The 22,635-nt window shown below is 45.9% G+C and carries 20 protein-coding genes and 1 riboswitch; of the genes, 15 read left to right on the top strand and 5 right to left on the bottom strand.

What is annotated here, in order from left to right:
- Window positions 1-39: 39 nt before the first annotated feature.
- Window positions 40-957 carry a hypothetical protein gene (locus tag ACWGXJ_RS13500; RefSeq protein WP_061828235.1) on the bottom strand — a complete coding sequence of 306 codons (918 nt, stop codon included), beginning with the start codon at window positions 955-957 and terminating at the stop codon, window positions 40-42.
- A 439-nt stretch (window positions 958-1,396) separates the two neighbouring features.
- On the opposite strand from ACWGXJ_RS13500, the gene ACWGXJ_RS13495 reads away from it, so the two are divergent.
- From ACWGXJ_RS13495 to ACWGXJ_RS13475, 5 genes are all read left to right on the top strand, one after another.
- Window positions 1,397-2,554: an MFS transporter gene (locus tag ACWGXJ_RS13495; protein WP_452566946.1), complete on the top strand. Its 1,158-nt coding sequence runs from the start codon at window positions 1,397-1,399 to the stop codon at window positions 2,552-2,554.
- 82 nt (window positions 2,555-2,636) lie between these two features.
- On the top strand, window positions 2,637-3,362 hold the full coding sequence (locus ACWGXJ_RS13490) for a phosphonate ABC transporter ATP-binding protein (protein ID WP_254325511.1): 726 nt from the start codon (window positions 2,637-2,639) through the stop codon (window positions 3,360-3,362).
- On the top strand, window positions 3,359-4,693 hold the full coding sequence (locus ACWGXJ_RS13485) for a hypothetical protein (protein WP_348619849.1): 1,335 nt from the start codon (window positions 3,359-3,361) through the stop codon (window positions 4,691-4,693). Before ACWGXJ_RS13490 ends, ACWGXJ_RS13485 begins: the two co-directional genes overlap by 4 nt.
- Window position 4,694: 1 nt before the next feature.
- A complete protein-coding gene (locus tag ACWGXJ_RS13480; protein ID WP_007432526.1) occupies window positions 4,695-5,393 on the top strand; it encodes a response regulator transcription factor in 699 nt (232 codons plus the stop codon).
- On the top strand, window positions 5,390-6,817 hold the full coding sequence (locus ACWGXJ_RS13475; protein WP_452567905.1) for a sensor histidine kinase: 1,428 nt from the start codon (window positions 5,390-5,392) through the stop codon (window positions 6,815-6,817). The genes ACWGXJ_RS13480 and ACWGXJ_RS13475 overlap by 4 nt, the downstream gene beginning before the upstream one ends.
- 80 nt (window positions 6,818-6,897) lie before the next feature.
- On the opposite strand, the gene ACWGXJ_RS13470 is transcribed toward ACWGXJ_RS13475, so the two are convergent.
- Entirely contained in the window at window positions 6,898-8,124 is a 1,227-nt protein-coding gene (locus ACWGXJ_RS13470; protein ID WP_430151118.1) for a glucose-1-phosphate adenylyltransferase, read from the bottom strand.
- A gap of 236 nt (window positions 8,125-8,360) precedes the next feature.
- On the opposite strand from ACWGXJ_RS13470, the gene glgB reads away from it, so the two are divergent.
- Together glgB and glgA are read left to right on the top strand one after the other, a co-directional pair.
- Window positions 8,361-10,283 (top strand): 1,4-alpha-glucan branching protein GlgB, encoded by a 1,923-nt coding sequence (glgB, locus tag ACWGXJ_RS13465; protein ID WP_452566945.1) that lies wholly within the window; start codon window positions 8,361-8,363, stop codon window positions 10,281-10,283.
- Between the two features lie 21 nt (window positions 10,284-10,304).
- Window positions 10,305-11,747 carry a glycogen synthase GlgA gene (glgA, locus tag ACWGXJ_RS13460; RefSeq protein WP_250261215.1) on the top strand — a complete coding sequence of 481 codons (1,443 nt, stop codon included), beginning with the start codon at window positions 10,305-10,307 and terminating at the stop codon, window positions 11,745-11,747.
- An 86-nt stretch (window positions 11,748-11,833) separates the two neighbouring features.
- Here glgA and ACWGXJ_RS13455 read toward each other — a convergent pair whose 3' ends face one another.
- Together ACWGXJ_RS13455 and ACWGXJ_RS13450 are read right to left on the bottom strand one after the other, a co-directional pair.
- On the bottom strand, window positions 11,834-12,904 hold the full coding sequence (locus ACWGXJ_RS13455; RefSeq protein ID WP_322160867.1) for a glycine-rich domain-containing protein: 1,071 nt from the start codon (window positions 12,902-12,904) through the stop codon (window positions 11,834-11,836).
- Window positions 12,905-12,946: 42 nt separating this feature from the next.
- Window positions 12,947-14,125, bottom strand: coding sequence for a M20 family metallopeptidase (locus tag ACWGXJ_RS13450; protein WP_061828244.1), 1,179 nt, complete (start codon window positions 14,123-14,125; stop codon window positions 12,947-12,949).
- 148 nt (window positions 14,126-14,273) lie between these two features.
- Between ACWGXJ_RS13450 and ACWGXJ_RS13445 the strand changes: the two genes are divergently transcribed.
- From ACWGXJ_RS13445 to ACWGXJ_RS13435, 3 genes are all read left to right on the top strand, one after another.
- Window positions 14,274-15,737: an ABC transporter substrate-binding protein/permease gene (locus ACWGXJ_RS13445; RefSeq protein ID WP_165176986.1), complete on the top strand. Its 1,464-nt coding sequence runs from the start codon at window positions 14,274-14,276 to the stop codon at window positions 15,735-15,737.
- Complete coding sequence (locus ACWGXJ_RS13440) at window positions 15,724-16,446, top strand: amino acid ABC transporter ATP-binding protein (protein WP_061828246.1); 723 nt, start codon at window positions 15,724-15,726, stop codon at window positions 16,444-16,446. The genes ACWGXJ_RS13445 and ACWGXJ_RS13440 overlap by 14 nt, the downstream gene beginning before the upstream one ends.
- A gap of 233 nt (window positions 16,447-16,679) precedes the next feature.
- Window positions 16,680-16,848, top strand: a riboswitch (cyclic di-AMP (ydaO/yuaA leader).
- A gap of 6 nt (window positions 16,849-16,854) precedes the next feature.
- Complete coding sequence (locus ACWGXJ_RS13435) at window positions 16,855-17,523, top strand: 3D domain-containing protein (RefSeq protein WP_452566944.1); 669 nt, start codon at window positions 16,855-16,857, stop codon at window positions 17,521-17,523.
- Between the two features lie 198 nt (window positions 17,524-17,721).
- Here the strand turns inward: ACWGXJ_RS13435 and ACWGXJ_RS13430 are convergent, their stop codons facing one another.
- Complete coding sequence (locus tag ACWGXJ_RS13430; RefSeq protein ID WP_069289669.1) at window positions 17,722-18,528, bottom strand: polysaccharide deacetylase family protein; 807 nt, start codon at window positions 18,526-18,528, stop codon at window positions 17,722-17,724.
- A gap of 306 nt (window positions 18,529-18,834) precedes the next feature.
- Between ACWGXJ_RS13430 and ACWGXJ_RS13425 the strand changes: the two genes are divergently transcribed.
- The 5 genes from ACWGXJ_RS13425 to ACWGXJ_RS13405 all read left to right on the top strand — a co-directional run bounded on the left by ACWGXJ_RS13425 (window position 18,835) and on the right by ACWGXJ_RS13405 (window position 22,452).
- Window positions 18,835-19,857, top strand: a complete 1,023-nt coding sequence (locus tag ACWGXJ_RS13425) for an NADH:flavin oxidoreductase/NADH oxidase (protein WP_081330763.1) — start codon at window positions 18,835-18,837, stop codon at window positions 19,855-19,857.
- Between the two features lie 87 nt (window positions 19,858-19,944).
- Complete coding sequence (locus ACWGXJ_RS13420) at window positions 19,945-20,613, top strand: PspA/IM30 family protein (protein WP_013310486.1); 669 nt, start codon at window positions 19,945-19,947, stop codon at window positions 20,611-20,613.
- 131 nt (window positions 20,614-20,744) lie between these two features.
- Window positions 20,745-21,152 carry a DUF350 domain-containing protein gene (locus ACWGXJ_RS13415; RefSeq protein ID WP_235309699.1) on the top strand — a complete coding sequence of 136 codons (408 nt, stop codon included), beginning with the start codon at window positions 20,745-20,747 and terminating at the stop codon, window positions 21,150-21,152.
- A gap of 24 nt (window positions 21,153-21,176) precedes the next feature.
- The gene (locus ACWGXJ_RS13410; RefSeq protein ID WP_452566943.1) at window positions 21,177-21,683 is read left to right on the top strand and encodes a DUF4178 domain-containing protein; all 507 of its coding nucleotides are present in this window, start codon (window positions 21,177-21,179) and stop codon (window positions 21,681-21,683) included.
- 13 nt (window positions 21,684-21,696) lie between these two features.
- On the top strand, window positions 21,697-22,452 hold the full coding sequence (locus ACWGXJ_RS13405) for a DUF4247 domain-containing protein (protein ID WP_069289667.1): 756 nt from the start codon (window positions 21,697-21,699) through the stop codon (window positions 22,450-22,452).
- Window positions 22,453-22,635 lie beyond the last annotated feature (183 nt).

Genomic DNA, 22,635 nt, shown 5'->3' with positions numbered 1-22,635 from the left:
TTAACGCTGCTTCGGTTATAACTAAAAGTACAATTCAAATTACAATCCAATATAGGATTCCAAAAATACCTGTAAATCAGCCGCGCCATCGGGACGGATGCTGAATTTTTCCTTATGATAACGTCCGATGTGAATACGGAGCAGACCAGCCACTCGTAAAATCATCATATCAGACATGAGTGTATCTTCCAAACGGCTCAAATCGTGGCGCATGTCTTCGAGAGACTTAGGACCTTGAGCTACATAACGTAGAATTCGCAGTCGCTGCGGATCATTGACAGCTCGAGTGAGCCGTAGCAGAAGCGTAGGCGGTTCTTCCTCGCTCTCCTCGGGGATATCTACCGGATACTGGATCAGAAGTGTGCGGGTATAAAAACAGTATGAATTAATCGGGCGATTATGGACAACCGGAAATAGGACTACTGTATCCAGGTCTTCCACGTGTGGCACGACTAGTCCAGCTGTCGCATATTCAACCAGTGCTTCCGGTTCCATCTTACTCAGCAGCATGCGTTTTTCCGCAGCGTCTTCTTCTGCCAACACACGTAGTTCGCCTTCCAAGGCCCGAAAATAATCACGATCCCACAATCTAAGGAGTGGTGCGTATACCTTACGAATGCGTAAAGATTCTTCAAAGGTTAAAAAAGGGATATGCGGAACGAGCAGCTCAAACATATCTTTATCCGGACCGTGGTCCAAATAAGAGATATAATCAGATATTTCATCCGATTCCGGTCGAAGTAACGCCCAGGCATAGAGTGCGTCATAATCGCTAAAAGGGCAATCCTGAGCTGTAGCAAGCTCAGTACGAACTTCATGTTGTAGTCGTGCATCTACCTTGTCGATCCATTCATGTCCCAAGTCCATATCTTGGACCCACTTTTTAGTCACATAGGCCATGAAGCTGCCGAGCAATTCATAAATTGGAGAAGTGTCTATTTTAATTTGATAACTCATGGAACCAATGCCTCCTATTCTGTCTTCTAGCCCAGAGCGGTGAACGTAATTAAGCCCGTCCATAAGCAAAACATGAGCATTTTAATAATTGCTCACTTATTTATTATGGCTTGTTCTGCCAGAGATTGTCCACTATAATATGAAATAGTGCGTTGTGACGTGAATGGGTTCGGATTGAACATACGAGGCTCCTTAACCGAAGGAGTCGGTTACATACCAGACAAGCTCTTTCCGTAAAATCGTCATCTCAGATGGCGATTTTTTTCTTCTATTCTTTAATACACTAATTACACCTGAATTTGTATATGTGATTTGCCGGTTTTGCAGGACAGCATGGAATACATAGTGATAAGAATTATTATTGATTATGGAATCAAATGCAAATCATTTCTTAACATTGATTTTAATTATTTTATTTGTCCGATCAGGAGGAGCTAGGATGTCGTCGTCGTTACGGGTTCATTATTTTATTTTAATTGCTGTTATTATTGTTGCCGGATTATGCCAAGGTTTATTATTACCTATTCTGTCTATCTCGTTGGAACAAATGGGAGTTTCATCTTCACTAAACGGAATGAATGCGGCTGCCCTGTATATTGGTTCATTCGCAATGACGTTGGTGGCAGAACGGACATTGGGGTGTTTAGGGTTCAAAAAGCTGATGGCCGGAGGGCTTGTGCTAGTGCTCGTTACGCTGCTGCTATTCCCGCTAATCCCTGATATTCGGGTATGGTTCATACTGCGTCTGCTAGTAGGTATTGGTGACAGTGCGTTACACTACTCTGCGCAGCTATGGATATTGCTGGTGACTCCAGCAGAGAAGCGAGGCCGCAACATTTCCTTTTATGGTATGTCATACGGTCTGGGTTTTGCATTAGGACCATTGGGATTATGGCTACTCGATTATGGAATGCTGGTTCCATTCGCTGCGTTGGCCTTATTATGCTTGCTTGTTTTGCTGTTGGTGTTAATTAAGCTGCCGGACTCCAGACCGGAGAGGCTGGAGTCCGAGGCGCGTCCCACTCAAAGATTTCGTCGCAGCTACAGCTGGGCATGGTACGCTCTTTTACCTGCATTTCTATACGGCTATATGGAAGCGAGCCTGAACAGTAACTTTCCAGTCTATGGCCTGCGTATTGGCTTTCATACCGATGAAATCGCCGCCTTGCTGCCGTTCGTCAGTTTGGGAGGGTTAGTGCTGCAGCTACCGCTAGGGATATTGAGTGACCGTTGGGGACGTAAAAAGGTGCTAATGAGCGTAGGTATAGCAGGGGGAATGACCTTTATGTTGCTACCTTGGAGCGGCAATCATTTTATGTTGACTTTGATATTGCTGACCCTAGCAGGTGGTTTAGTAGGCTCCTTTTTCTCCCTCGGTTTGGCCTATGCCGCTGATCTGCTGCCCAAATCATTTTTAGCAGCCGCGAATGTACTGGCATCCTTTCATTTTAATCTGGGAAGTGTGATCGGACCTAATATTAGCGGAGGGTTGCTGGACTTTGGAACTCAAGGCAGTATGTTTCTTGTCCTTGGAGGTAGTTACGTTGTTTTCGGATTGTTAGGTCTGTTTTCCAGAAAAAGAGTAACGGCGGTTTAAAACTGCGGTTTGCATGGTATTTGTTTCACATTTACTATAAAATATAAACAGTATTGATGGTGCGCAAAGGGGAATCACTTAGATGATTAAAATTCGGAAGCTGACCAAGCAAGTGGGGCCTGAACGGACCCAGCTACTTCGAGGAATTGATGCTGAAATTCATCAGGGCGAATTCATTGCCATAGTGGGGCCAAGTGGAAGCGGCAAAACAACGCTGCTTCGCTGTCTTGCTTTACAAGAGCCATGGGATGAAGGCAGTTTAATTGTAGGTGGCAATGATGTGCTGAAATCCGGGTGGACGGGCAAGAAGAAAATAAAGCGGGAATGGGCATACCTGGAGCAAAACCCGCATCTAAATATGAATCGAACCGCTCTTAAAAATGTGCTCATTGGCAGATCCGGTCAAACTCCAATGTGGAGAATGGTGACGGGGATGGTGCGTTCCGACGATTATATGGGAGCGATGGACGTACTGGAGGATCTGGGTCTGCTGGATAAGGCGCATGATAAATGTGACAAGCTCAGCGGTGGCGAGCGGCAGCGGGTAGCGACTGCGCGTGCTCTCGTGCACGGAGCTAAAGTTATTTTAGCTGATGAGCCTGTAAATGGACTTGATCCAGCTTCGGCAGCGCATGTATTGGAGACCTTTCGCAAGCTGTGTTCTGACGAGCGGGTGACGATCATGACTGTATTGCCGCTGGAAATGGCTGAACGCTTTGCTTCCCGTATATGGGGGTTGAATGATGGTGAATTGGTGTTTGATATTCAGGGAAGACGATTGACACAAGCAGAAAAGAACAAATTGTGAAGGGGACGGCAAGAGAAGTGAATATAATGCTGTTAAGAATGGTGGCTGGCTGCTGTTCCTTGCTGCTCCTTGCTGGATTTTTAAGCGGCTGTAATGTTATTAGCGATCCCATTTCGCTGATGGAGACACCGACGATGTCTGACGAGAAACAGCAGTTGAATGGTGCAGTGAATACGCAGCTAGGGGCGGTACAGCCTTTAAGGCCGAATGACCCAGATGACCCGACGCCAATTCGGACGGGTGATCTGAACAATGATGGCACAGACGAAGCAGTGCTCTTTTATGAAACACCAGATGAGAGCGTAAAAATACATGGTGCCTTGTTTGAAGATCAGGGCGGAACGTGGGTAAAGAAGCTGACGTTTGATGGGGAAGGCACTGTGCTGGAGTCATTTAAGCTCGTGGATTTAACGAATGATGGAACACTCGATATTGTAGCGGGTTTTTCCAGCGGAGATAGTGGCGATGGCGGGGATCAGAAGGGACTCATCGTGTATTCCTATACCGGAGGAACTCTGGAGAAAATATATGCTACAGGTTATACGGACTTCGTCGTAGATGATTTTAACCATAACAAGATGGACTTGAACGGGGATAATTTGAATGATTTGACGATTATCACGCTGCGACGTAATGAATTCTTTACTGTTAAAACGTTTCAATTCAGTGGGGGAACCTTTAAGGAAATCGGATCGTTGGATTTGGACAGTCAGGTCTTAAGTGTCTATAATGTCGTTGCTGGCAAGGTAGCCGAGGGTAGGCAGGGGGTTATTATAGACACCAAAATTGCCCAGACCACTACCGTTTCCAATGTTATTGTGATGGATCACGGCAAGCTCAGGAAGCTTAATCTTATGGATGTCACCTTCAAGGATGCGACCATCGCCAGTGGTGATGTGGATGGTGACGGCATTCTGGAATTTGGTAATTTGGAGAAGCCTAAAGGTTGGAGTAACAAGCCGCTGGATGAGGTTCCATATTTTGTGTCGTTCTATCAGTGGGACGGGGCGAAAGGGACGATTTTTAAGCAGCAGCAGTATCGTGATTCTAATGAACAGGTCTACTTCAGATTACCGAAAGAGCTGCATGGCAAGGTGACTATTGATCCGAAAGTTTCGAAGAAGGACAGCTATTTGCGCTTCATTTTGGATGATACAGACAAAACGATAGCGGAAATTAAATTTTTCTCGTTGTCACAATGGGAACGAAACAACGAAGGTTATAGCCAACTGTGGAGAACGAATGCGCAGGTCATTGGCATTAAGCGATCCAGTGAGCTGGAACCGCGTAAAACCATTAAAAACAAGATGGGGGAAAGGCAGGTAGAGTAGAGTGAGTAAAGTTTTAATCATGGAAGATGAGGAATCCATTCGCAGCTTTATCGTCATTAACTTGAAGCGTAACGGTTTTGAGGTGTTGGAGGCGTCGGAAGGGCATGAGGCTCTGAATATTTTGAACACGGTGCGGGATATTGATATTGCACTGCTCGACGTAATGGTACCTGGTATGGATGGTTTTGAGGTCTGTCGGAGAATCCGGGAAACGAATGAGCGCATCGGCATTATTTTTCTCACAGCGAAGGTACAGGAGCAGGATAAGGTGTATGCCTTGTCTGTAGGGGCCGATGATCATGTGAGCAAGCCTTTTAGCCCGACGGAGCTGATTGCACGTATTCAATCGTTATTGCGTCGGGTGAATGTACATCGTGAAACAGCAGCCAAAGTATCCTTCCAATCCGGGCCGTTCACGCTAGATTTGATTGCTAAGCAATTTAAGAAGAACGGGCAGCTGATCGAGCTGACACCGACTGAGTTTTCCTTGATTCAATTTTTTCTTGAAAAAGAAAATACGCCACTCAGCCGAGATGTTCTACTTGACCACGTATGGGGCAAGGAATATATGGGCGATCCGAAAATTGTGGATGTGAACATCCGACGTCTGCGGCAGAAAATTGAAAACAATCCTTCCGAGCCAGCTTTTTTACAAACAGTCTGGGGACATGGATATAAATGGAAAGGTCAGTCTCAATGATCAAAAAGGGGATTCGCCGACAGATTGTGCTTCACTATTTTTTCGTAGTGTTCTTGGCGCTTCTGTTAGTAGAAGTCATTTTTATGTTTGCACTCCGGTCGTACTATTACGACTCCATTTACAAACATATCGAAAGCCGTATCGAATCGGTAAGTGAATTTGCATCCAAATTCAAGGAGTCCGAGCAATCATTACAATCCTATTTGTTAGATTTTTCTCTGCCCAAAACCGAACTACAAGTGCTTGATGAACAGGGAAATGTAATTGATAACTCGACAAATTTTGCTTCAGATCTTAATGTGCAAACAAGTGATGTGACACAAGCCTTAGTTGGAGATACAGGCAAATGGATCGGAAAGCAACCGAGTACGGGGCAGCAGATGATGGCGGTATCTCAAAAACTGGACAATATCGTCGGAGACCAGGTGTATATCATCCGGTATACGACTTCACTGGAATTAGTAAATGACAAGTTGTTCATCATTACACTATTTTCAGTGGGAGTCATGGCAGCTGTACTGATCATTGTATTTGTAGTCAGCACAGGGCTCGCGAATTCCATTGTTAGACCGATTAATAATATCCGCGATGTATCTGCTCAGATGGCTCAGGGGAGGTTTGATGCACGCATTGAAGGCGATTATCGTTATGAGTTGGGTGAACTGGCTTCGACTCTGAACTATATGGCACAGGAAATTGTCAGAACAAATCAAATCAAGGATGATTTTATTTCATCCATATCTCATGAATTGCGTACTCCACTTACATCTATTAAGGGGTGGAGTGAAACGTTAAATTCTGGCGGATATGACCCGGAAGAGACGAAAATCGGGATGAAGATTATTTCTAAGGAGACCGATCGGCTGATTGGCTTGGTGGAGGAAATTCTCGATTTTTCCAAGTTGGAGCAAAATGCCATGAAGCTTGTGATGGGAACGGTGGATCTACGGGAGCTTTTACAGGAAATTATGCTGAACGTATGGGCCAAGGCAGAAATGAAGCAGATAAAACTTCAGCTGGATTCGGAGGAAACGGCATATCTCGTCCATGGAGACGGTAACCGTCTAAAACAGGTGTTTTTGAACATTGTGGATAATGCTATCAAGTTTTCGCATGAAAGTTCGATTATTTTTCTGTCTCTACAACGGATTGATGGCAATATCGAGATATCCGTACAAGATACAGGGATTGGAATTAGTGCTGAAAACCTTGCCAGAGTCAGAGACCGCTTTTTCCAGGTAGACCACCAAAACGGTGGTACTGGACTGGGATTGGCAATCTCGCAACAGTTTATCGAGCGCCATCATGGTCAGATGCTCATCAGAAGTGAACTGGGGGCTGGAACTACCATTACGGTTTCATTACCTGCTCTGCAAGCAGAGCAATCCGTGGAACCATCACAACTTACTGAAGGACAGATTTAAAGCCTACTTATAGGTGTAATTAGAAAAACAGCCAGTCCTCTCAAATCGGGAGGGCTGGCTGTTTTTAATTTGGGGTAACGTTATGAAGTAAAACCTTCGGCACGCAAGCGTGTATTGCGCTCGTAAGCTTCTTTCAGCATACGTGTAGTTTGCGGTCGTACCGCCATTTTACCAAATACCGTTTCATTGGGTCCGATGACCATAATTTCGCCCGGTTTACCTTTAATGACAGCACCATCGCGAATCACAGCACCTTCACCGATAATCGCATGTTCAATATGGACGTTACGTCCAATGCGTGTGTCAGGCATAACGATACTTTCTTTAATGGCTGAACCTTTACCTACCTCGACACCACTAAATACAACGGAGCGTTCTATTCGGCCCTCTACTTGGCAGGAATCATGCAACAAGCTGCCCAATGGTTGTGTTTGACGGTTAGGTACCTTTTGTGCGCTCAACCTTGTGCGGCGTTCACGTGTATACATCGGCCAGTCCTTGCGTTGAAGGTCGATCGCACAATCATCCTCTAACAAATCCATGTGTGAATCCCATAGGCTTTTAACGGTACCTACGTCCTTCCAATAGCCCTGGAATTCATAAACGTACAAGGATTCTTGGTCCGCCAACATTTTAGGTATGATATCTTTACCAAAATCATGACTGGATTGAGCATCCTGTGCGTCTTCTAACAGGTAATTTCTCAAGTAATCCCATTTGAAAAGGTAAATCCCCATGGAGGCCAAATTACTTTCCGGTTTCTCCGGCTTCTCTGCAAATTCTGTGACACGCAGATCTTCATCGGCACTCATAACACCAAAACGGTGTGCTTCATCCCAAGGTACCTCCATGACAGAAATGGTAGCCGCAGCTCCTTTTTCCTTATGGTAGTTCAGCATTTCACGATAATTCATATAGTAGATATGATCACCGGATAAAATAAGCACATGCTCCGGATTTTGGCTGTCAATATATTCGATATTCTTATGAATAGCATCTGCCGTTCCTAAGTATTCAGCGTTACCTGTGTTATAAGATGGAAGCAGGGTAATTCCTTTATCATCTGTTTTTGTAAGACCCCATGGTGTTCCATCTCCGATATGTTCGTGCAAGGATTCTGCCTCATATTGCGTCAAGACACCTACAGTATCAATGTCTGAATTTACGCAGTTACTGAGAGGAAAATCGATGATCCGGTAATGACCGCCAAAAGGTACGGCGGGTTTTGCAATCGTTGAAGTAAGGGGAGCAAGACGGCGTCCCTCTCCGCCTGCCAGCAGCATGGCAATGCATTCTTTATTAAACATTTCGTTTCCCTCCCGGTTTAGTTGTCAGTGTAGTACATACATAAACGGTATGGGGTACTCTTGAAACCATAAGGTATATAAGATTCCCCCAAAACTAAGGTTTATTTTTTTCCTAGTCATTTTTCTGTTCAATGTGGCTAGAATGGGGTAATAACTCAAGTCAGCTTTGACCCAAAAGCGAATGCATTACCGATTCATACATTTTTACTTACAAAACATATAAGGGTGGTGACGTGATGACAGACCAAACTCTTCCGCAACAGGCTATTTCATCGGAAGATATTTATTTGTTTCATGAAGGAACGCTTTATCACAGCTACCGATCTTTGGGTTCCCACCTTACTGTGGAGAACGGAGAACAGGGCGTCCGCTTTACGGTCTGGGCTCCTCATGCTCTCCATGTCGGGCTTGCTACAGATCGCAACAACTGGAATGGGGAACAGGATTCCTTATATAGGGTTCCCAAATCCGGTTTTTGGAGTCGTTTTTTTCCGGGGATATCCCAAGGAACTTTTTACAAATACGACATTACGGGTGCAAACGGTGAACGATTTCTGAAAGCAGACCCTTACGCGGTACGTGCTGAAGTGAGGCCAGCAACGGCTTCTGTGGTAGCTTCTATAGATGGTTATGCTTGGAACGATGCGATTTGGCGCCGAAAACGTAGAGCACCTTATGGAAAGCCTCTGCACATATACGAGCTTCATCTGGGCACTTGGAAGCAAAAAGAAGATGGTACGTTTTATACATACAGGGAAATAGCTGAGCTTCTTGTGCCTTATGTGACCGATATGGGGTATACACATATTGAGCTGATGCCGCTGAGTGAGCATCCGTATGATCTTTCCTGGGGCTACCAGCTTACCGGATATTTTGCACTCACAAGCCGTTATGGAGAGCCGCATGATTTTATGTATTTGGTGGATCGTTGCCATCAGGCGGGAATCGGAGTGCTGATGGATTGGGTGCCAGCCCATTTTGCAAAAGATGCTCATGGATTAAGGCTGTTTGACGGATCGCCCCTGTTCGAATACGCGGATCCGCTGATTGCGGAAAAGCCCGGCTGGGGAACGCTGACGTTTGATTACAGCAAGCCGGAGGTGCGTTCTTTCCTAATATCTAATGCGCTATTCTGGATGGATGTATACCATATTGACGGCCTGCGCGTAGATGCTGTGACAAGTATGCTACGGCTGGATTTTGAAAAGCAGGACGGTCAATATCGTTTTAACTCTAAAGGAGGCATTGAAAATGAGGAGGCTATTGCCTTCCTTCAACAACTGAATGAAACAGTATTCCGCTATTATCCGTATGCTCTGATGATGGCAGAGGAGTCCAGTGCCTGGCCGATGGTGACTTCCCCGGTAAGCGATGGAGGACTCGGTTTTAATTACAAGTGGAATATGGGCTGGATGAACGATACGCTTGATTATATCGAAACGGATTTCGATCAAAGGCCAGAGCGCCATAATTTGCTGACATTCCCCATAGCTTATGCGTACAGCGAGAATTTTACACTGCCGTTGTCGCACGATGAGGTTGTTCATGGTAAGAAGTCGCTGCTTGATAAAATGCCAGGTAGCTATGAGCAAAAATTTTCCGGGCTTCGAGCGCTTCTCGGTTACCAAATCACCTCACCGGGCAAAAAGCTCTTATTTATGGGAGGGGAATTCGGCCAATTCATCGAATGGAAGGATGAAGAGCAGCTTGACTGGTTTCTGTTGGATTATGACAGTCACCGTTCGCTGCACGCTTATACGAAAGCGCTGAATCATTTGTATATTCAGGAAAAGGCGTTATGGGAACTGGATCATTCGTGGGATGGATATCAGTGGATTGAAGCGGAGGACCGTGGGCAGAGCGTAATTACGTATTTACGTAAAGGTAAAAAGCCGGGAGATACACTGGTCGTGCTAATTAACTTTCAGCCCGTGCCCAGAGAGAACTATCGAATTGGGCTGGAAAAGGCCGGGAGTTATATCGAACTGCTGAACAGTGATCATAAGGACTTTGGGGGAAATGGCCAGCTAAATACCGGAGTGATACGGACCGCCTCCATTCCTTGCCACGGACAGCTTCACAGCTTGGAGGTGACCATACCACCCTTAAGCATCGTTGTACTCAAGAAAGCGCCTCGTAGGTCTAAAAAAGCAGATTAAACACATAAGGAGGAAGCACATATGAACATTTTGTTTGCGGCAGCAGAAGCACATCCATTTATTAAAACAGGCGGGTTGGCTGATGTCATTGGCGCACTGCCGAAGGCACTTCGTCAGGCGGGGTGCGACGTCCGAATCATTTTACCTAAATATGCGGGGATTCCCGATACTTATAAAAAGTCTCTGCGTCCGGTAGCGGTGAAGCAAGTAGCCGTAGGCTGGCGTAATCAATATTGCGGAATAGAGGAACTGACATTAGACGGAATCAAGGTTTATTTTATAGACAATGAGTATTACTTCGGTCGTGACGGTATTTACGGTTATATGGATGATGGCGAACGTTTTTCCTTTTTTAACCGGGCGATTTTAGAAATGCTGCCTGAACTGAACTTTCGGCCGGATATTTTGCATTGTCATGATTGGCATACGGCAATGGTTCCGCTGCTTCTGAATGCCGATTATCGACATTTGCCCTTCTACAGCGATATTCGCACGGTGTTTACGATACATAATCTGCTGTATCAAGGGGATTTTCCGTATGAGGTCTTAACTGAGCTGCTCAACCTGGATGGAAGCTATTTCACCCCCGAGGGTGTGGAGTATCATGGCAGACTGAATTTTATGAAAGGTGGGCTTACGTACTCGGATCATGTCACGACCGTGAGTCCAACCTATGCAGAGGAGATTCAAACAGAATTTTACGGATACGGGCTGGAGGGTCTGCTTCGTAAATTGGGAGATCAGGGTCGCTTAACAGGGATTGTGAACGGAATTGACACCAAAAGCTACAATCCTGCCACGGACAATCGTATTTATACGAAGTACCGCACGAGTCTGACAAAGAAAAAGGAAAACAAAATTGGCCTGCAAAAGGAGTTGGGTCTGCCGGTGCGGCCAGACGTACCTATGATTGCCATGGTAACCCGGCTTGTAGATATGAAGGGGCTAGATCTGGTAACGAGAGTGCTTGATGAAATCCTGTATTATGATGATATCCAGTTTGTCGTGCTGGGAACAGGGGATCCGGCTTTTGAGCATTGGTTTCGTGAGGCAGCGGGACGCTATCCACTGAAAATGTCGGCGCAGCTCGCTTTTAGCGAACCTCTGTCACGAAAAATATATGCGGCAAGTGATATGTATCTTATGCCATCAAGGTTTGAGCCTTGCGGGATCAGCCAACTGCTGGCGCTTCGTTATGGAAGTATCCCTATTGTGCGAGAAACAGGGGGTCTTAACGATACTGTGCAGGCTTACAATGAGTCCACAGGGGAAGGAAACGGATTTAGTTTCACGAACTACAATGCACATGATATGCTGAACACTATTCGTCGTGCTGTTCATTTTTATCGCCAATCTGAGCATTGGTCGAAACTTACACAGACGGCTTTTGCAGGAGAATATAGTTGGGATGTTTCAGCTAAAGCGTATATGGATATTTACCATTTGCTAACAAAGACGGACTGAACAGAGTAGGAACACCATAGTCATGTTAATGAAAAAGGGAATCCCTTTAGCCAGTGTTTGGCTGAGGAATTCCCTTTTTGCTATGATCAGTCGCCCCCGCCACCACAGCTGCTTCCACATGAAGAGCCGCTGCTACACGAAGAATGACTACCAGAATCGCCTGAATCATGGTGAGAAGAGCCTCCATGATGAGAACTGTCATGGGAGGAATGATGGTGCGAGTGATGTGTATCCCAGTTCGAGCAACCGCTTGCCGAGCTACAGCCGGATGAGCTAGCTAATGCGGCATTACCTGTAGCATCAGGGTGCATGTGTACGGCAAATTGTTCAGGTTGATACCATGAATACCACACAACAGCTAATAATAAATAGTCGACCTGTAAATAGTTGACCTTAGGCAATTGCTTCCCCTCAGGATCATCCACCGCTTTATTCACCCGGTCGCGCAGATGTTGTACAATCTTATGAACCGCTTGTTGGGCCTGCTGTGAAATGGCTGTATTCTCCTGTGTATTCCAGCGGTCACCTGCTGGCTGCGCCGAAGTTGCGAGTTTATAATAGCGCGAAAGCTCGTCGTTCGGTAATGGATGATTAAAAAAAGTACCCCACAAACTGGCGCTATAGCGGTTCCAGCCAAAGCATTCCACATACAACCAGTCAAACCACGCCCGCTCCTCAGGCATCGGCTTAGAGCCGCCGGAATGGGGCGCATGGTGAAGCATACGACCAAAAAAAGCTTCCGAGAATTGCTGATATTCGCGGGTAAACATCAACATTTCGTGCCATAATTCATCCACATCACTACTGAACATAGGCACTCTATTCATAATCGCGCATAGCATAAAATATCGTTTTAGCTCATGCCAGCGCCAATCATATTCTTGGTCCGTCAGCTCTGGGTGGGCTTCCATTACACGACTCCTTACGCAATGAGCATAGGAGGCGGGTATGGATTGCTCCAGTAGCTGCATCAGCTCTGTAATCTCTGGATGACGCTCCTGTGTAAGGGACGAAGGAGAAGGGGAGCTGAGGAAAAAAGCATTCCGGCGCCGTGTTTTTCTGTTTCCCCGGTTCCTGCGTATTGCACGGAATATAAACCAAACAATGATGAGGTCCACCACAATAAACAACGTCCAAAAGCTGCTCATACTATCCATGATGGCTGGCTGCTCCTTTCTGAAAGAACACGGAATTAAGATTTAGCTTTCGTTATTCAGCAGAGAGAATTCTTTTTTTATTTGGGCTAGCAGTTCAGGATTCGTGATTACATCGCAAGCAGTCCATGCCAAGGTTCTCGCAGCCAGCAGCATTCCTTCCATGGCCCGGTCCTGCATCGCCAAATCGCGGAATTCTGGTGTATGCAAGGCATGCTTCTCGTCAATAACTTGAATGTACGGATGGATAGCAGGGCAATGAAGCGATACATTTCCGATATCCATGGAGCCGTGATCTTCACCTTCCGTTATATCTTCTTGCGAAATGCCAGCCTGCACCAAATTTGCGGTAAAGGCATCGGAAAGTACGCGGTTTGTGACCATTTCATCATAAGATGTCTCATAATTGGAGGTCTCCAAACGACATCCGGCCTGTAAAGCAGCTCCTTCAGCAATTTGAATAACACGGCGAGTCAGCGGGTTCAGTTCTTGACGTGTAGCGGCCCTCACATAAAATTGGGCTGAGGCGTAATCAGGAATAATATTGGCTGCTTGCCCACCCTGATTAATGATCCCATGGATACGCACTGTACTTTTTACTTGTTGACGGAACGCATTGATGCCATTGAACGTTTGAATCACAGCGTCCAGCGCGTTAATGCCCTCATGCGGGCTGGCAGCCGCGTGGGCGGATTGACCAAAAAATTCGAATTGTACAGCATCAATCGCCAGCGATTTGCCTGATTTTTCGTAACGGTCATAAGGATGCGTCATAAGTGCTATGTCGCAATCATCAAACAACCCGGCAGCGGCCATCGGGACCTTTGCACCGCGTGTTTCTTCGGCAGGTGTACCATATACCCGTACTTCTCCACCGGTTTCGTCGATGATCGACTTGAGGCCGACGGCAGCACCGGTACTCATCATACATATCAAATGGTGCCCACAGGCGTGTCCTAGACCTTTCAGAGCGTCATATTCTGCCAGAAAAGCGACAACCGGTCCGGGTTTTGCAGATTTGTAAGTTGCAATAAAGGCTGTTTCTATGCCCAATACGGGTGCCTGGACCTCAAAACCGTGAAAAACCAGTTCTTCTTTTAAACGGGCAGCGGCCAGAAATTCCTCGTTACCAAGTTCAGGATTTGCGCCAATATATAACGAAATGTCCTTAAACCGTGGGGCATGCTGCTCAATTGTCTTTTGAATGGTCTGTTTAAAATCCATGCTGAAAACTCCTTTATATAAACTGTAATGTAGGTACTGCGTTAGGTATGCTGAAATTGTACGATAACATTCATTGCATAATCATGCATATTCATTTATAATGACACAATCTTATTTATTATAAAGAATTTAAGGAGAGAAAAAAAGATTGAAAAAGGCATATCGTTTTACCGCCCTGGTTTTGTCGGCGGTTATCTTGCTGTTGACTGGTCTTCCCATGCTCACTGCATACGGAACGGAAGCAAAGCCACAGAAAAAGCTTGTAGTGGGCATGAGTGCCGACTTTCCGCCGTATGAGTTTCATAAAGTCATTAACGGTAAGGATACCATTGTTGGGTTCGATGTGGATATCGCCAAGGAAATCGCCAAAGATTTGGATGCGGAGATGGTCCCTGAGGACATGAGTTTTGACTCTTTGCTGCCTGCTTTGCAAAGTGGTCGTGTAGACTTGGTACTGTCCGGTATGACACCGACGGATGAGCGGAGAAAGAGCATTGATTTTTCAGATGTATATTATCGCTCCAAGCAAGTCATTATGGTACGCCCAGAGGATAAAGACAAATATCCTACGATGGATACTTTGAAAGGCGAGAAGATTGGCGCACAAAAAGGGAGTATTCAGGAAGAAATTGCTCAAAAAGTACCCAATGCCACTGTAACCTCACTGGACAAAATATCCGATCTGGTACTCCAGCTGCGGACCCAGCGTATCAACGCTGTTGTGATCGAAGATACGGTTGCTAAAGGATACACGTTAGATGGTACCGTAACACTTGCCAAGGCCGTGCCTGAGGATGCCGGAGCAGAAACAGCAGTAGGTATACGCAAGGGGAACGCAGAATTGCTTGCCTCTGTAAATAAAACGTTGGCTCGCCTGAAAGCGGACGGGTCGATTGAGAAGTTTTCCACAGAAGCGAGCGCGCTCTCTGCAGATCGACAGGTTTCTTCTAATAACATCGTAGATATTTTTTGGAAATACCGCAGTTTTTACGCTACGGGTATCGGCTACACTCTGTTGCTGTCTGCACTCGGAGTACTGTTTGGATTTATCATTGGTCTGATCGTATCCTTGCTGCGGATGAGTGGTATACGCATCATTGAGTGGTTAGGTACCACTTATGTGGAGATCCTGCGTGGCACACCTATGCTGGTACAACTTATGATCATTCACTACGGAGTTGCTTTGACGCTGGGTGTCAATTTTACCCCACTCCAGTCTGGTATAATCACATTGTCTCTAAATAGTTCAGCATATCTGGCTGAAATTTTCCGGGCAGGTATCCAGGCAGTAGACCGTGGACAGATGGAGGCTGCTCGTTCGTTGGGTATGGGACGCGGTAAAGCTATGCGTCATGTCATTTTGCCGCAAGCGTTTAAATCTATTTTGCCTGCTATCGGTAATGAGTTTATTACGATCATTAAAGAATCATCCATTATTTCGACCATTGGGATGGTAGATATTATGTATCAGGCCCAGGTCATTAAGAACATCACCTACGAAGGACTAAGTCCGTTCGTAATCGCAGCCGCTATTTATTTTGTAATGACATTCAGCTTGTCTAAGCTGCTGGGTTTATGGGAAAGGAAGTTGAGAGCCAGTGATCACCGTTAAACAACTGCGTAAATCGTTCGGTAAGAATGAGATTTTAAAAGGCATTGATATAGATATCGCCAAAGGTGAAGTCGTCGTCATCATCGGTCCCAGCGGTTCGGGGAAGAGTACGTTTTTACGTTGTATGAATCTGTTGGAACAGCCTACGGACGGGGAGATTTTGTTTGAGGGCGAGCCGATTACAGCTCGTGGCCATAATATTAATGTAACCCGGGAGAAGATGGGGATGGTGTTCCAGCATTTTAATCTTTTCCCGCATAAAACAGTGTTGCAGAACCTGACACTTGCCCCAACACAGGTTAGAAGACAGTCAGGGAAGGAAGCAGAAAAAATTTCGCTAGAACTCTTGCGTACCGTAGGGCTTGAGGATAAGAAGAATACCTATCCGAACCAGCTATCCGGAGGACAGAAGCAACGTATTGCGATTGCGCGTGCTTTGGCCATGCAGCCGCACGTAATGTTGTTCGATGAGCCGACTTCTGCATTGGACCCTGAAATGGTTGGAGAGGTTCTGGATGTAATGAAGAAGCTCGCCGAAGGCGGCATGACAATGGTAATCGTGACGCATGAAATGGGCTTTGCCCGCGAGGTAGGCGATCGAATCATCTTTATGGATAACGGTCAAATTGTGGAGCAAGGTACACCAGAGCAGGTATTTGGCACTCCAAGCCATGATCGCACCCGTGATTTTCTTGCCAAAGTATTGTAAGGAAGTGCTGATATAATCTATAAAAAAACCCTCCGTTTGACGGAGGGCTTTTTTTCTTTTTGACACCATTTCCCCATACTTTCGTAACAAATATCGATTTGTTGATGACAAAATTGTAACGAGTGTAGTATGATGTTCAAGGTTCCCAACATTTTCATGCGGATAAGGTTACAAAATTGTGATATTATGCAGTAAGCCAAAACTTACCGGGACAGCATGTGGTTATGACAACCGCTGAAGCTGGGCCCAAACTATGGGAAGTGCGGGGGACGTAACAACGGCAGTCATTCCGATACGTCATAAGACGATGTGGAATATGCCTAGGGGTGAATTGCACAAGCATAGGGCTTCTCCTGAGTCCGAATCCGACAGCTAACTTCGCAGGCATAACAGAGGAGGTACATATCTTTGAAACATCTAAAACATATTGGTAAAACGATGAAATTTGCGGTGCTTGCCGCAGCTATTGCAGGGTTGGCACAGACAGCTGGAGTAGCGGATGCTGCTTCGCTTCACACTGCCAAAGAGGGCGATACCTTTTTTTTGCTTGCTCAACGTTATGGAGTATCGGTAGACGAGCTAACGAAGGCGAACCCAAACATTGCCTCCAACAATATATATGCAGGTCTGCAAATTAAGGTGCCTGGCGAAAATAGTGTGAAGGCAGCTTCGGATTCGAAGCCGCAACTTCTTACGAAGAAAGCACCAGCGAATGAGGGGCCAACGATTGAAGCTTGGGGCAAAACATTCAACTATAGCAAAATAGTTGACGTTAAGGCTTCAGCGTATTCTGCCGCAGCCGACGAGAATGGTAAATGGGGAGCAGTGGACTACTACGGCAATCCGCTTAAACTAGGTACAATTGCGGTAGACCCGAACGTCATTCCGATGGGCACGAAAGTGCTGGTTACAGGCTATTCCCACCCAGGTTTGCCGGATCATTCTTTTGTGGCTGTCGCTCGCGATCAGGGCAGCGCCATTACAGGAAAGCGGATTGATATCTTTATTCCTGGCAACAAATCATTTGTGAACGACTTTGGATTTCAAAATGTGAAGCTGTACGTTATTGATAAATAGCATTGTACGTATATACGGTTTAATAAAAAATAATATATATTATGTAAACTTAATACCTGTATCCTGCCGCATATAACTAGGTCGGACTCTTATCAGGTCTTATCCATAAAAAAAAGCTGTCTTGACGAGCAGAAAACTTCTGCTGGTAAGACAGCTTTTTTACGTTGCTTTAGCTGTTGCTCAATCATAAACATATGGTTATTTCCGTTCCGATGTGTGGAGTAGCCGGGGGACTGTCACAAATTTGTAGCCCTTAGCTTTTAGAGAGTGAATTAGACCCGGCAGAGCTTGGACAGTGCCTTGCAAGTTGGAACTTTGACCTCCACCTGCGTGCATTAAAATAATAGAGCCAGGCCCGGTAGCTGGGATCACATTGCGTTGAATTTGTGTTTTACTTAATCCCTTCCAATCGAGAGAGTCTACATTCCAATTAACAATCATATAGCCATGACGACGTGCCCATTGGATTTGAGGCTCCGTGATTTCACCGTAGGGTGGACGAATCAACTTGGGGCGAAAACCTGCGCTGGCTTGTAAAATACGTTCTGTTTTTGTAATCTGGTTGCGAAAGCGTTCTGGTGTGGCCTTCCTAAAATCCGGATGAGTATAGGAATGGTTTCCTATAGCATGGCCTTCACGGATAATACGGCGTATGATCCCCGGATGCTTTTCCGCACGGTGACCGACGATGAAAAAGGTGGCTTTGATGCCATTAGCGTGTAATACGTCCAAAACCTGCGGCGTATACCTAGAATCGGGCACATCATCAAAGGTTAGGGCAATTTGGCGGGTGTGTGGGCCGCACATTTTAAAAATGTCCGCATGTTTTTTACGCAGCATTGCTAATGTAGGAGTTGCTCGATCTGTGCTCTGATGTACAGAAGAAGCAACAGCTGCTTCCTTGGGATGGGGCGTTCCGGTGTTGGGAGGCGCATCCGCGTGAACGGGTAAACTTGAGAATGCTAGTAACAGTGCCAAGCATGGCAACACTCCCCTGTACGGCATATGTATCCCCCCCTTTCCGTGCAGTGGTACCTAGTGGTGCTCTCGACTATTATGTACCTGTCTTATTAAAAATATGCTGGTAACCAAGTTCGGCTCATAAACGACTGGAAAGAAGCCCACGATGAAACGATTATCAATGAAGATGATGGAGCTAAACGTACATATTCTCTTAAACATGACCGAAAACAGGAGCATTTTCGCAAGTTTTAGCCTTACAACGAATTCGGTATACTGTGACAGCTGGTGTATAATGGGGATGCAATTCATAATTATACAGACATGGAATTGAAGGAAGGATGGATAAAAGTGACCGACTTGTTTACTCCTTATCAATTAAAGGGGCTTTCTTTAAAAAATCGGATTGTCATGCCCCCGATGTGCCAATACAGCGTGGAGGCCAAGGACGGAAATCCAACGGATTGGCATCATGTCCATTATGTGAGCCGGGCAGTAGGAGGCACTGGACTTATTATTGTGGAAATGACAGCGGTCCATCCAGATGGACGTATTACGGATCGTGATTTGGGTATTTGGAGTGACGAACATATTCCTGCATATCGTAAGATTGTAGAGGAAGTCCACAAGTATGGTGCCAAGATTGGTATTCAACTAGGCCACGCTGGACGCAAGGCTGAAGATGCTGAGCAACCTGTGGGTCCGTCCACGATTCCTTTTAGCGAACGCTTTAAAAAGCCGCACGCCTTAAAGACAGCTGAAGTCAGGGAATTGGTCCAGGCATACAAAGAAGGCGCGCGCCGCGCGGTGGAAGCCGGTTTTGATACGGTTGAGATACATGGCGCTCACGGCTATCTGATCCATCAATTTCATTCGCCTTTAACAAATACCAGAGAAGATGAATATGGGCAGGATTTGTCACTGTTCGGTGTTGAGGTCATACATGCAGTTAAAGAGGTTCTTCCTGCTGATATGCCTGTGCTTATGCGGATATCTGCCAAAGAATACGTCGAGGATGGATATAATGTGGAATACATAACAGGCGTAGGGGAACGATATCGTGATGCAGGTGTGGATATTTTCCATATTTCTTCTGGTGGTGAGGGTCCGATTGGTTCTGGCGGAGGCCCGTCTGCGCGTGCCGGCTATCAGGTGGATTTGGCTCATACCATCCGTGAAAAGCTGAATGTACCTGTGATTGCTGTTGGCTTACTGGATGATTATGAGGACGCCCGCCGGGTTGTTCAGCAGAAAGAAGCTGATCTGGTAGCAATAGGGCGTGCCATGCTGCGTGATCCCTATTGGGCGCTGCATGCATCGCGGGAGCTAAAAGTACAGGCCGACATCCCAGAGCCTTACTTGCGCGGTTTTTAGATATTTTTGAAACCCTCTTTGCAAAGCTTGCGTAAACATGTGTACAGAGCTTAAAATTTAAGCATTCAACTCTAGGAGGAACTTCACATGTCTATTTTCAAACGATTAAGAGATCTTACGATGTCCAACATTAACGCCATTATCGACAAGGCAGAAGATCCAATTAAAATGACGGATCAATACATTCGTGATATGCAAGAGGACCTGGAAGATGCAGAGAAAGCGGTAGCCGCTCAAATTGCTATTGAAAAGAGGTTCAAACAGCAATACGAAGAACAGGCTGCTTTGGTAAAGAAACGTGAAGAACAGGCACATACCGCTGCAAAAGCACAAAATGTAGATCTGGCCCGTCGTGCGCTGGAAGAAAAGAAATCTGCTGAACAAAAAATGAACGAGTTCAAAGCTGGTTACGAACAGAACAAAGCTGCAGCCGATAATCTACGTGGCAAGCTGGATGAAATGCGCAGACAGCTGACAGAAATGAAAAACAAGCGCGAAACACTGGTTGCCCGTTATAATGCAGCTAAAGCGCAAACCGAAATTAACAAAGCTATGAACGGTTTTAGCTCTGATACGGCAACTGCAGGATTGAAGCGTATGGAAGAAAAAATGCTGCAAGCAGAAGCACGTGCCGAAGCGAGCAACGAAATGTCCTCTAAGGAAAAATCGTTGGATGAGGAGTTCAAAGAGCTGGATAAGAAAAGCGCCGTGGACGATGAGCTTGCCGCTTTGTTAAAGCAATACGAAAATAAATAAGAACATTTTAGCAATGCCACCAAGTGTGATTGCTCAGGAAGCGAAGGAGAAACGTTTTCTCCTTCGCTTTTCCCTGCCTGGAGGCGCAAAACATTATATGAAGGTCAAGAAGATGTGGAGGATGGTATGAAATGCATTTTTTAGAAACGATGAAAGCAATGCTTGTATGGACTGGTGCGGGGGCTATTTTGATCTTCGTATTAATGTATGTCGACTCTTTATTTACGAAGTATAAGGATTTTGCCGAAGTGAAAGCTGGAAATATGGCCGTAACGGTACGAATGATTATGAAGCTGGTTGCACAAGGCTATATTTTGTCAGGGTCTATCGCTACAGCTAATAATTTGCTCGAAGCGCTTGTGTATTCTGTGATCGCCTTTGTCATCCTGCTTGTTTTGGAAGTTATTGTACGTCTGCTGTTGCGGTACTGGGCTCAGTTTGACCTGGATAAAGGTACACAGGAAGGTAAAATTGGTTTCGGTCTGTTTTCAGGAGCGCTGCATCTAGTTGGCGCCTTGATCATTACAGCATGCTTCTAGGCTAAGAAAGGCAGGAATATAACCATGGGTGTGTGGAAACGAATTTCAAATCTATTTGCTAAGCCGGAGCCGCCAAAAGCAGAGAAAAGCATGCTTCACTTAAATCCAGGTGATATCTGTGAAGTGTCGCTTGTTACCTATGAAGTGGTAGGTCGTGTACATAATCGTGCCCGAAATGCCGTTGTTTTGACGCTTCAGGATGGTAATCAAGTCAGTTATCTTCATATTGAGGAACGGGAAACACTGCAATTCGGACTATATCAGGCCATCGACGGCAGACTTGACAACCCCGAGGAAGTGCCGACCATTTTAGAGCTGGATGATACAACGTATCATTTGGAGGAGCAATATTCTGGGCAAGTTACCGTCATGGGCCGTGCTCCTTTCCGACAGGATGGAGAGCAGCATGTTTGGCAGTACCAGTCTGATGATTATCATCTGTTGCGGGTAGAGTGGCAGGACGGTCGCTTTATGCTTTATGAAGGAGAAGAAGTGATTACCGGAGACGTCAAGGTTATTCGGGCAAGCTAGGAGAGGGTTACACATGAGCAAACGCACCTGGCAGTATGCATTAAAGATCATGGTGGCGCTGAGCTTGTTCGTATCCGTTTTAAGCGGCTGCGGCGCGCCAAGTGTAAAAGATACGTATCCGCTGGAATCGGTTAGTGGCAGCGGAAACTCGACCTCGTATGTATACCGGGCAGCTGGTAAGACAGTCCCGGAAGTAGCGGAGGAATTGAAAGAACAGCGTACACCGGAACAAATGTCACCGCAGAGCAATGAGCGGATGTTTCTGGTATATAGCGATGAGTGGTACCATTTGCAGCAAGATCCAGCTAAGAAGGAAGATACACTCATTGAAATTGACAGTAAAAAGTATGTCGAACAAAATTACAGTTCAAGCTTTCTAAAAGGATACTTAACCGCAACTGTGCTGGATGCTCTGTTTGATTCGTTGCGTGGTTCAGGCTCCTATCGGGGCTACTCCAGCAGAGATGTATACCGACCTTCTCAGGGCCAATATCGTGCCCCTACGGTGCAGGAGAAAAAAGCGATCCCGCCGATTACGGTGGAGCGTAAAGGCTCGGTTACCCGTAGAGGAAAGAACTCAGATTCCAGTGTTGGATCAAGCGGAAGTCTGTTCGACAGAGGGTCCAGCAGTTCACCGAGCAGAGGCTCGATTTCACGTGACCGTAGCGACAGCGGTGGTTCCAGCATATTTGATTCGCCGCGTAGATCTTATAGTAAGCCCAAAACACGTAGCGGTTCAGGTAAAATCAGCCGACGAAGTCGACGATGATGGGTATCGTCAATTTATTTGAAAACAAAAGATTCGCGGAACTGTGGTACTGATGCACAGTTCCTTTTTTATTTTTAGAGATGACGTTGGTGATCATCTAGCGGCACAGCCATCAAGTAGAAGTGGACAGATAAGGGAAAGCAGCCGCAACCTACACCTTTATGGATATAATAATGTAGAGAT

The organism is Paenibacillus sp. S33, assembly GCF_053615415.1.
This window is presented reverse-complemented; position numbering and strand designations above follow the sequence as displayed.

What these genes read in the sequence shown, in the direction of transcription:
- ACWGXJ_RS13500 (WP_061828235.1), bottom strand. Translation starts at nt 957, where the DNA reads ATGAGTTATCAAATTAAAATAGACACTTCTCCAATTTATGAATTGCTC.
- ACWGXJ_RS13495 (WP_452566946.1), top strand. Translation starts at nt 1,397, where the DNA reads ATGTCGTCGTCGTTACGGGTTCATTATTTTATTTTAATTGCTGTTATT.
- ACWGXJ_RS13490 (WP_254325511.1), top strand. Translation starts at nt 2,637, where the DNA reads ATGATTAAAATTCGGAAGCTGACCAAGCAAGTGGGGCCTGAACGGACC.
- ACWGXJ_RS13475 (WP_452567905.1), top strand. Translation starts at nt 5,390, where the DNA reads ATGATCAAAAAGGGGATTCGCCGACAGATTGTGCTTCACTATTTTTTC.
- ACWGXJ_RS13470 (WP_430151118.1), bottom strand. Translation starts at nt 8,124, where the DNA reads ATGTTTAATAAAGAATGCATTGCCATGCTGCTGGCAGGCGGAGAGGGA.
- glgB (WP_452566945.1), top strand. Translation starts at nt 8,361, where the DNA reads ATGACAGACCAAACTCTTCCGCAACAGGCTATTTCATCGGAAGATATT.
- glgA (WP_250261215.1), top strand. Translation starts at nt 10,305, where the DNA reads ATGAACATTTTGTTTGCGGCAGCAGAAGCACATCCATTTATTAAAACA.
- ACWGXJ_RS13455 (WP_322160867.1), bottom strand. Translation starts at nt 12,904, where the DNA reads ATGGATAGTATGAGCAGCTTTTGGACGTTGTTTATTGTGGTGGACCTC.
- ACWGXJ_RS13450 (WP_061828244.1), bottom strand. Translation starts at nt 14,125, where the DNA reads ATGGATTTTAAACAGACCATTCAAAAGACAATTGAGCAGCATGCCCCA.
- ACWGXJ_RS13430 (WP_069289669.1), bottom strand. Translation starts at nt 18,528, where the DNA reads ATGCCGTACAGGGGAGTGTTGCCATGCTTGGCACTGTTACTAGCATTC.
- ACWGXJ_RS13420 (WP_013310486.1), top strand. Translation starts at nt 19,945, where the DNA reads ATGTCTATTTTCAAACGATTAAGAGATCTTACGATGTCCAACATTAAC.
- ACWGXJ_RS13415 (WP_235309699.1), top strand. Translation starts at nt 20,745, where the DNA reads ATGCATTTTTTAGAAACGATGAAAGCAATGCTTGTATGGACTGGTGCG.
- ACWGXJ_RS13410 (WP_452566943.1), top strand. Translation starts at nt 21,177, where the DNA reads ATGGGTGTGTGGAAACGAATTTCAAATCTATTTGCTAAGCCGGAGCCG.
- ACWGXJ_RS13405 (WP_069289667.1), top strand. Translation starts at nt 21,697, where the DNA reads ATGAGCAAACGCACCTGGCAGTATGCATTAAAGATCATGGTGGCGCTG.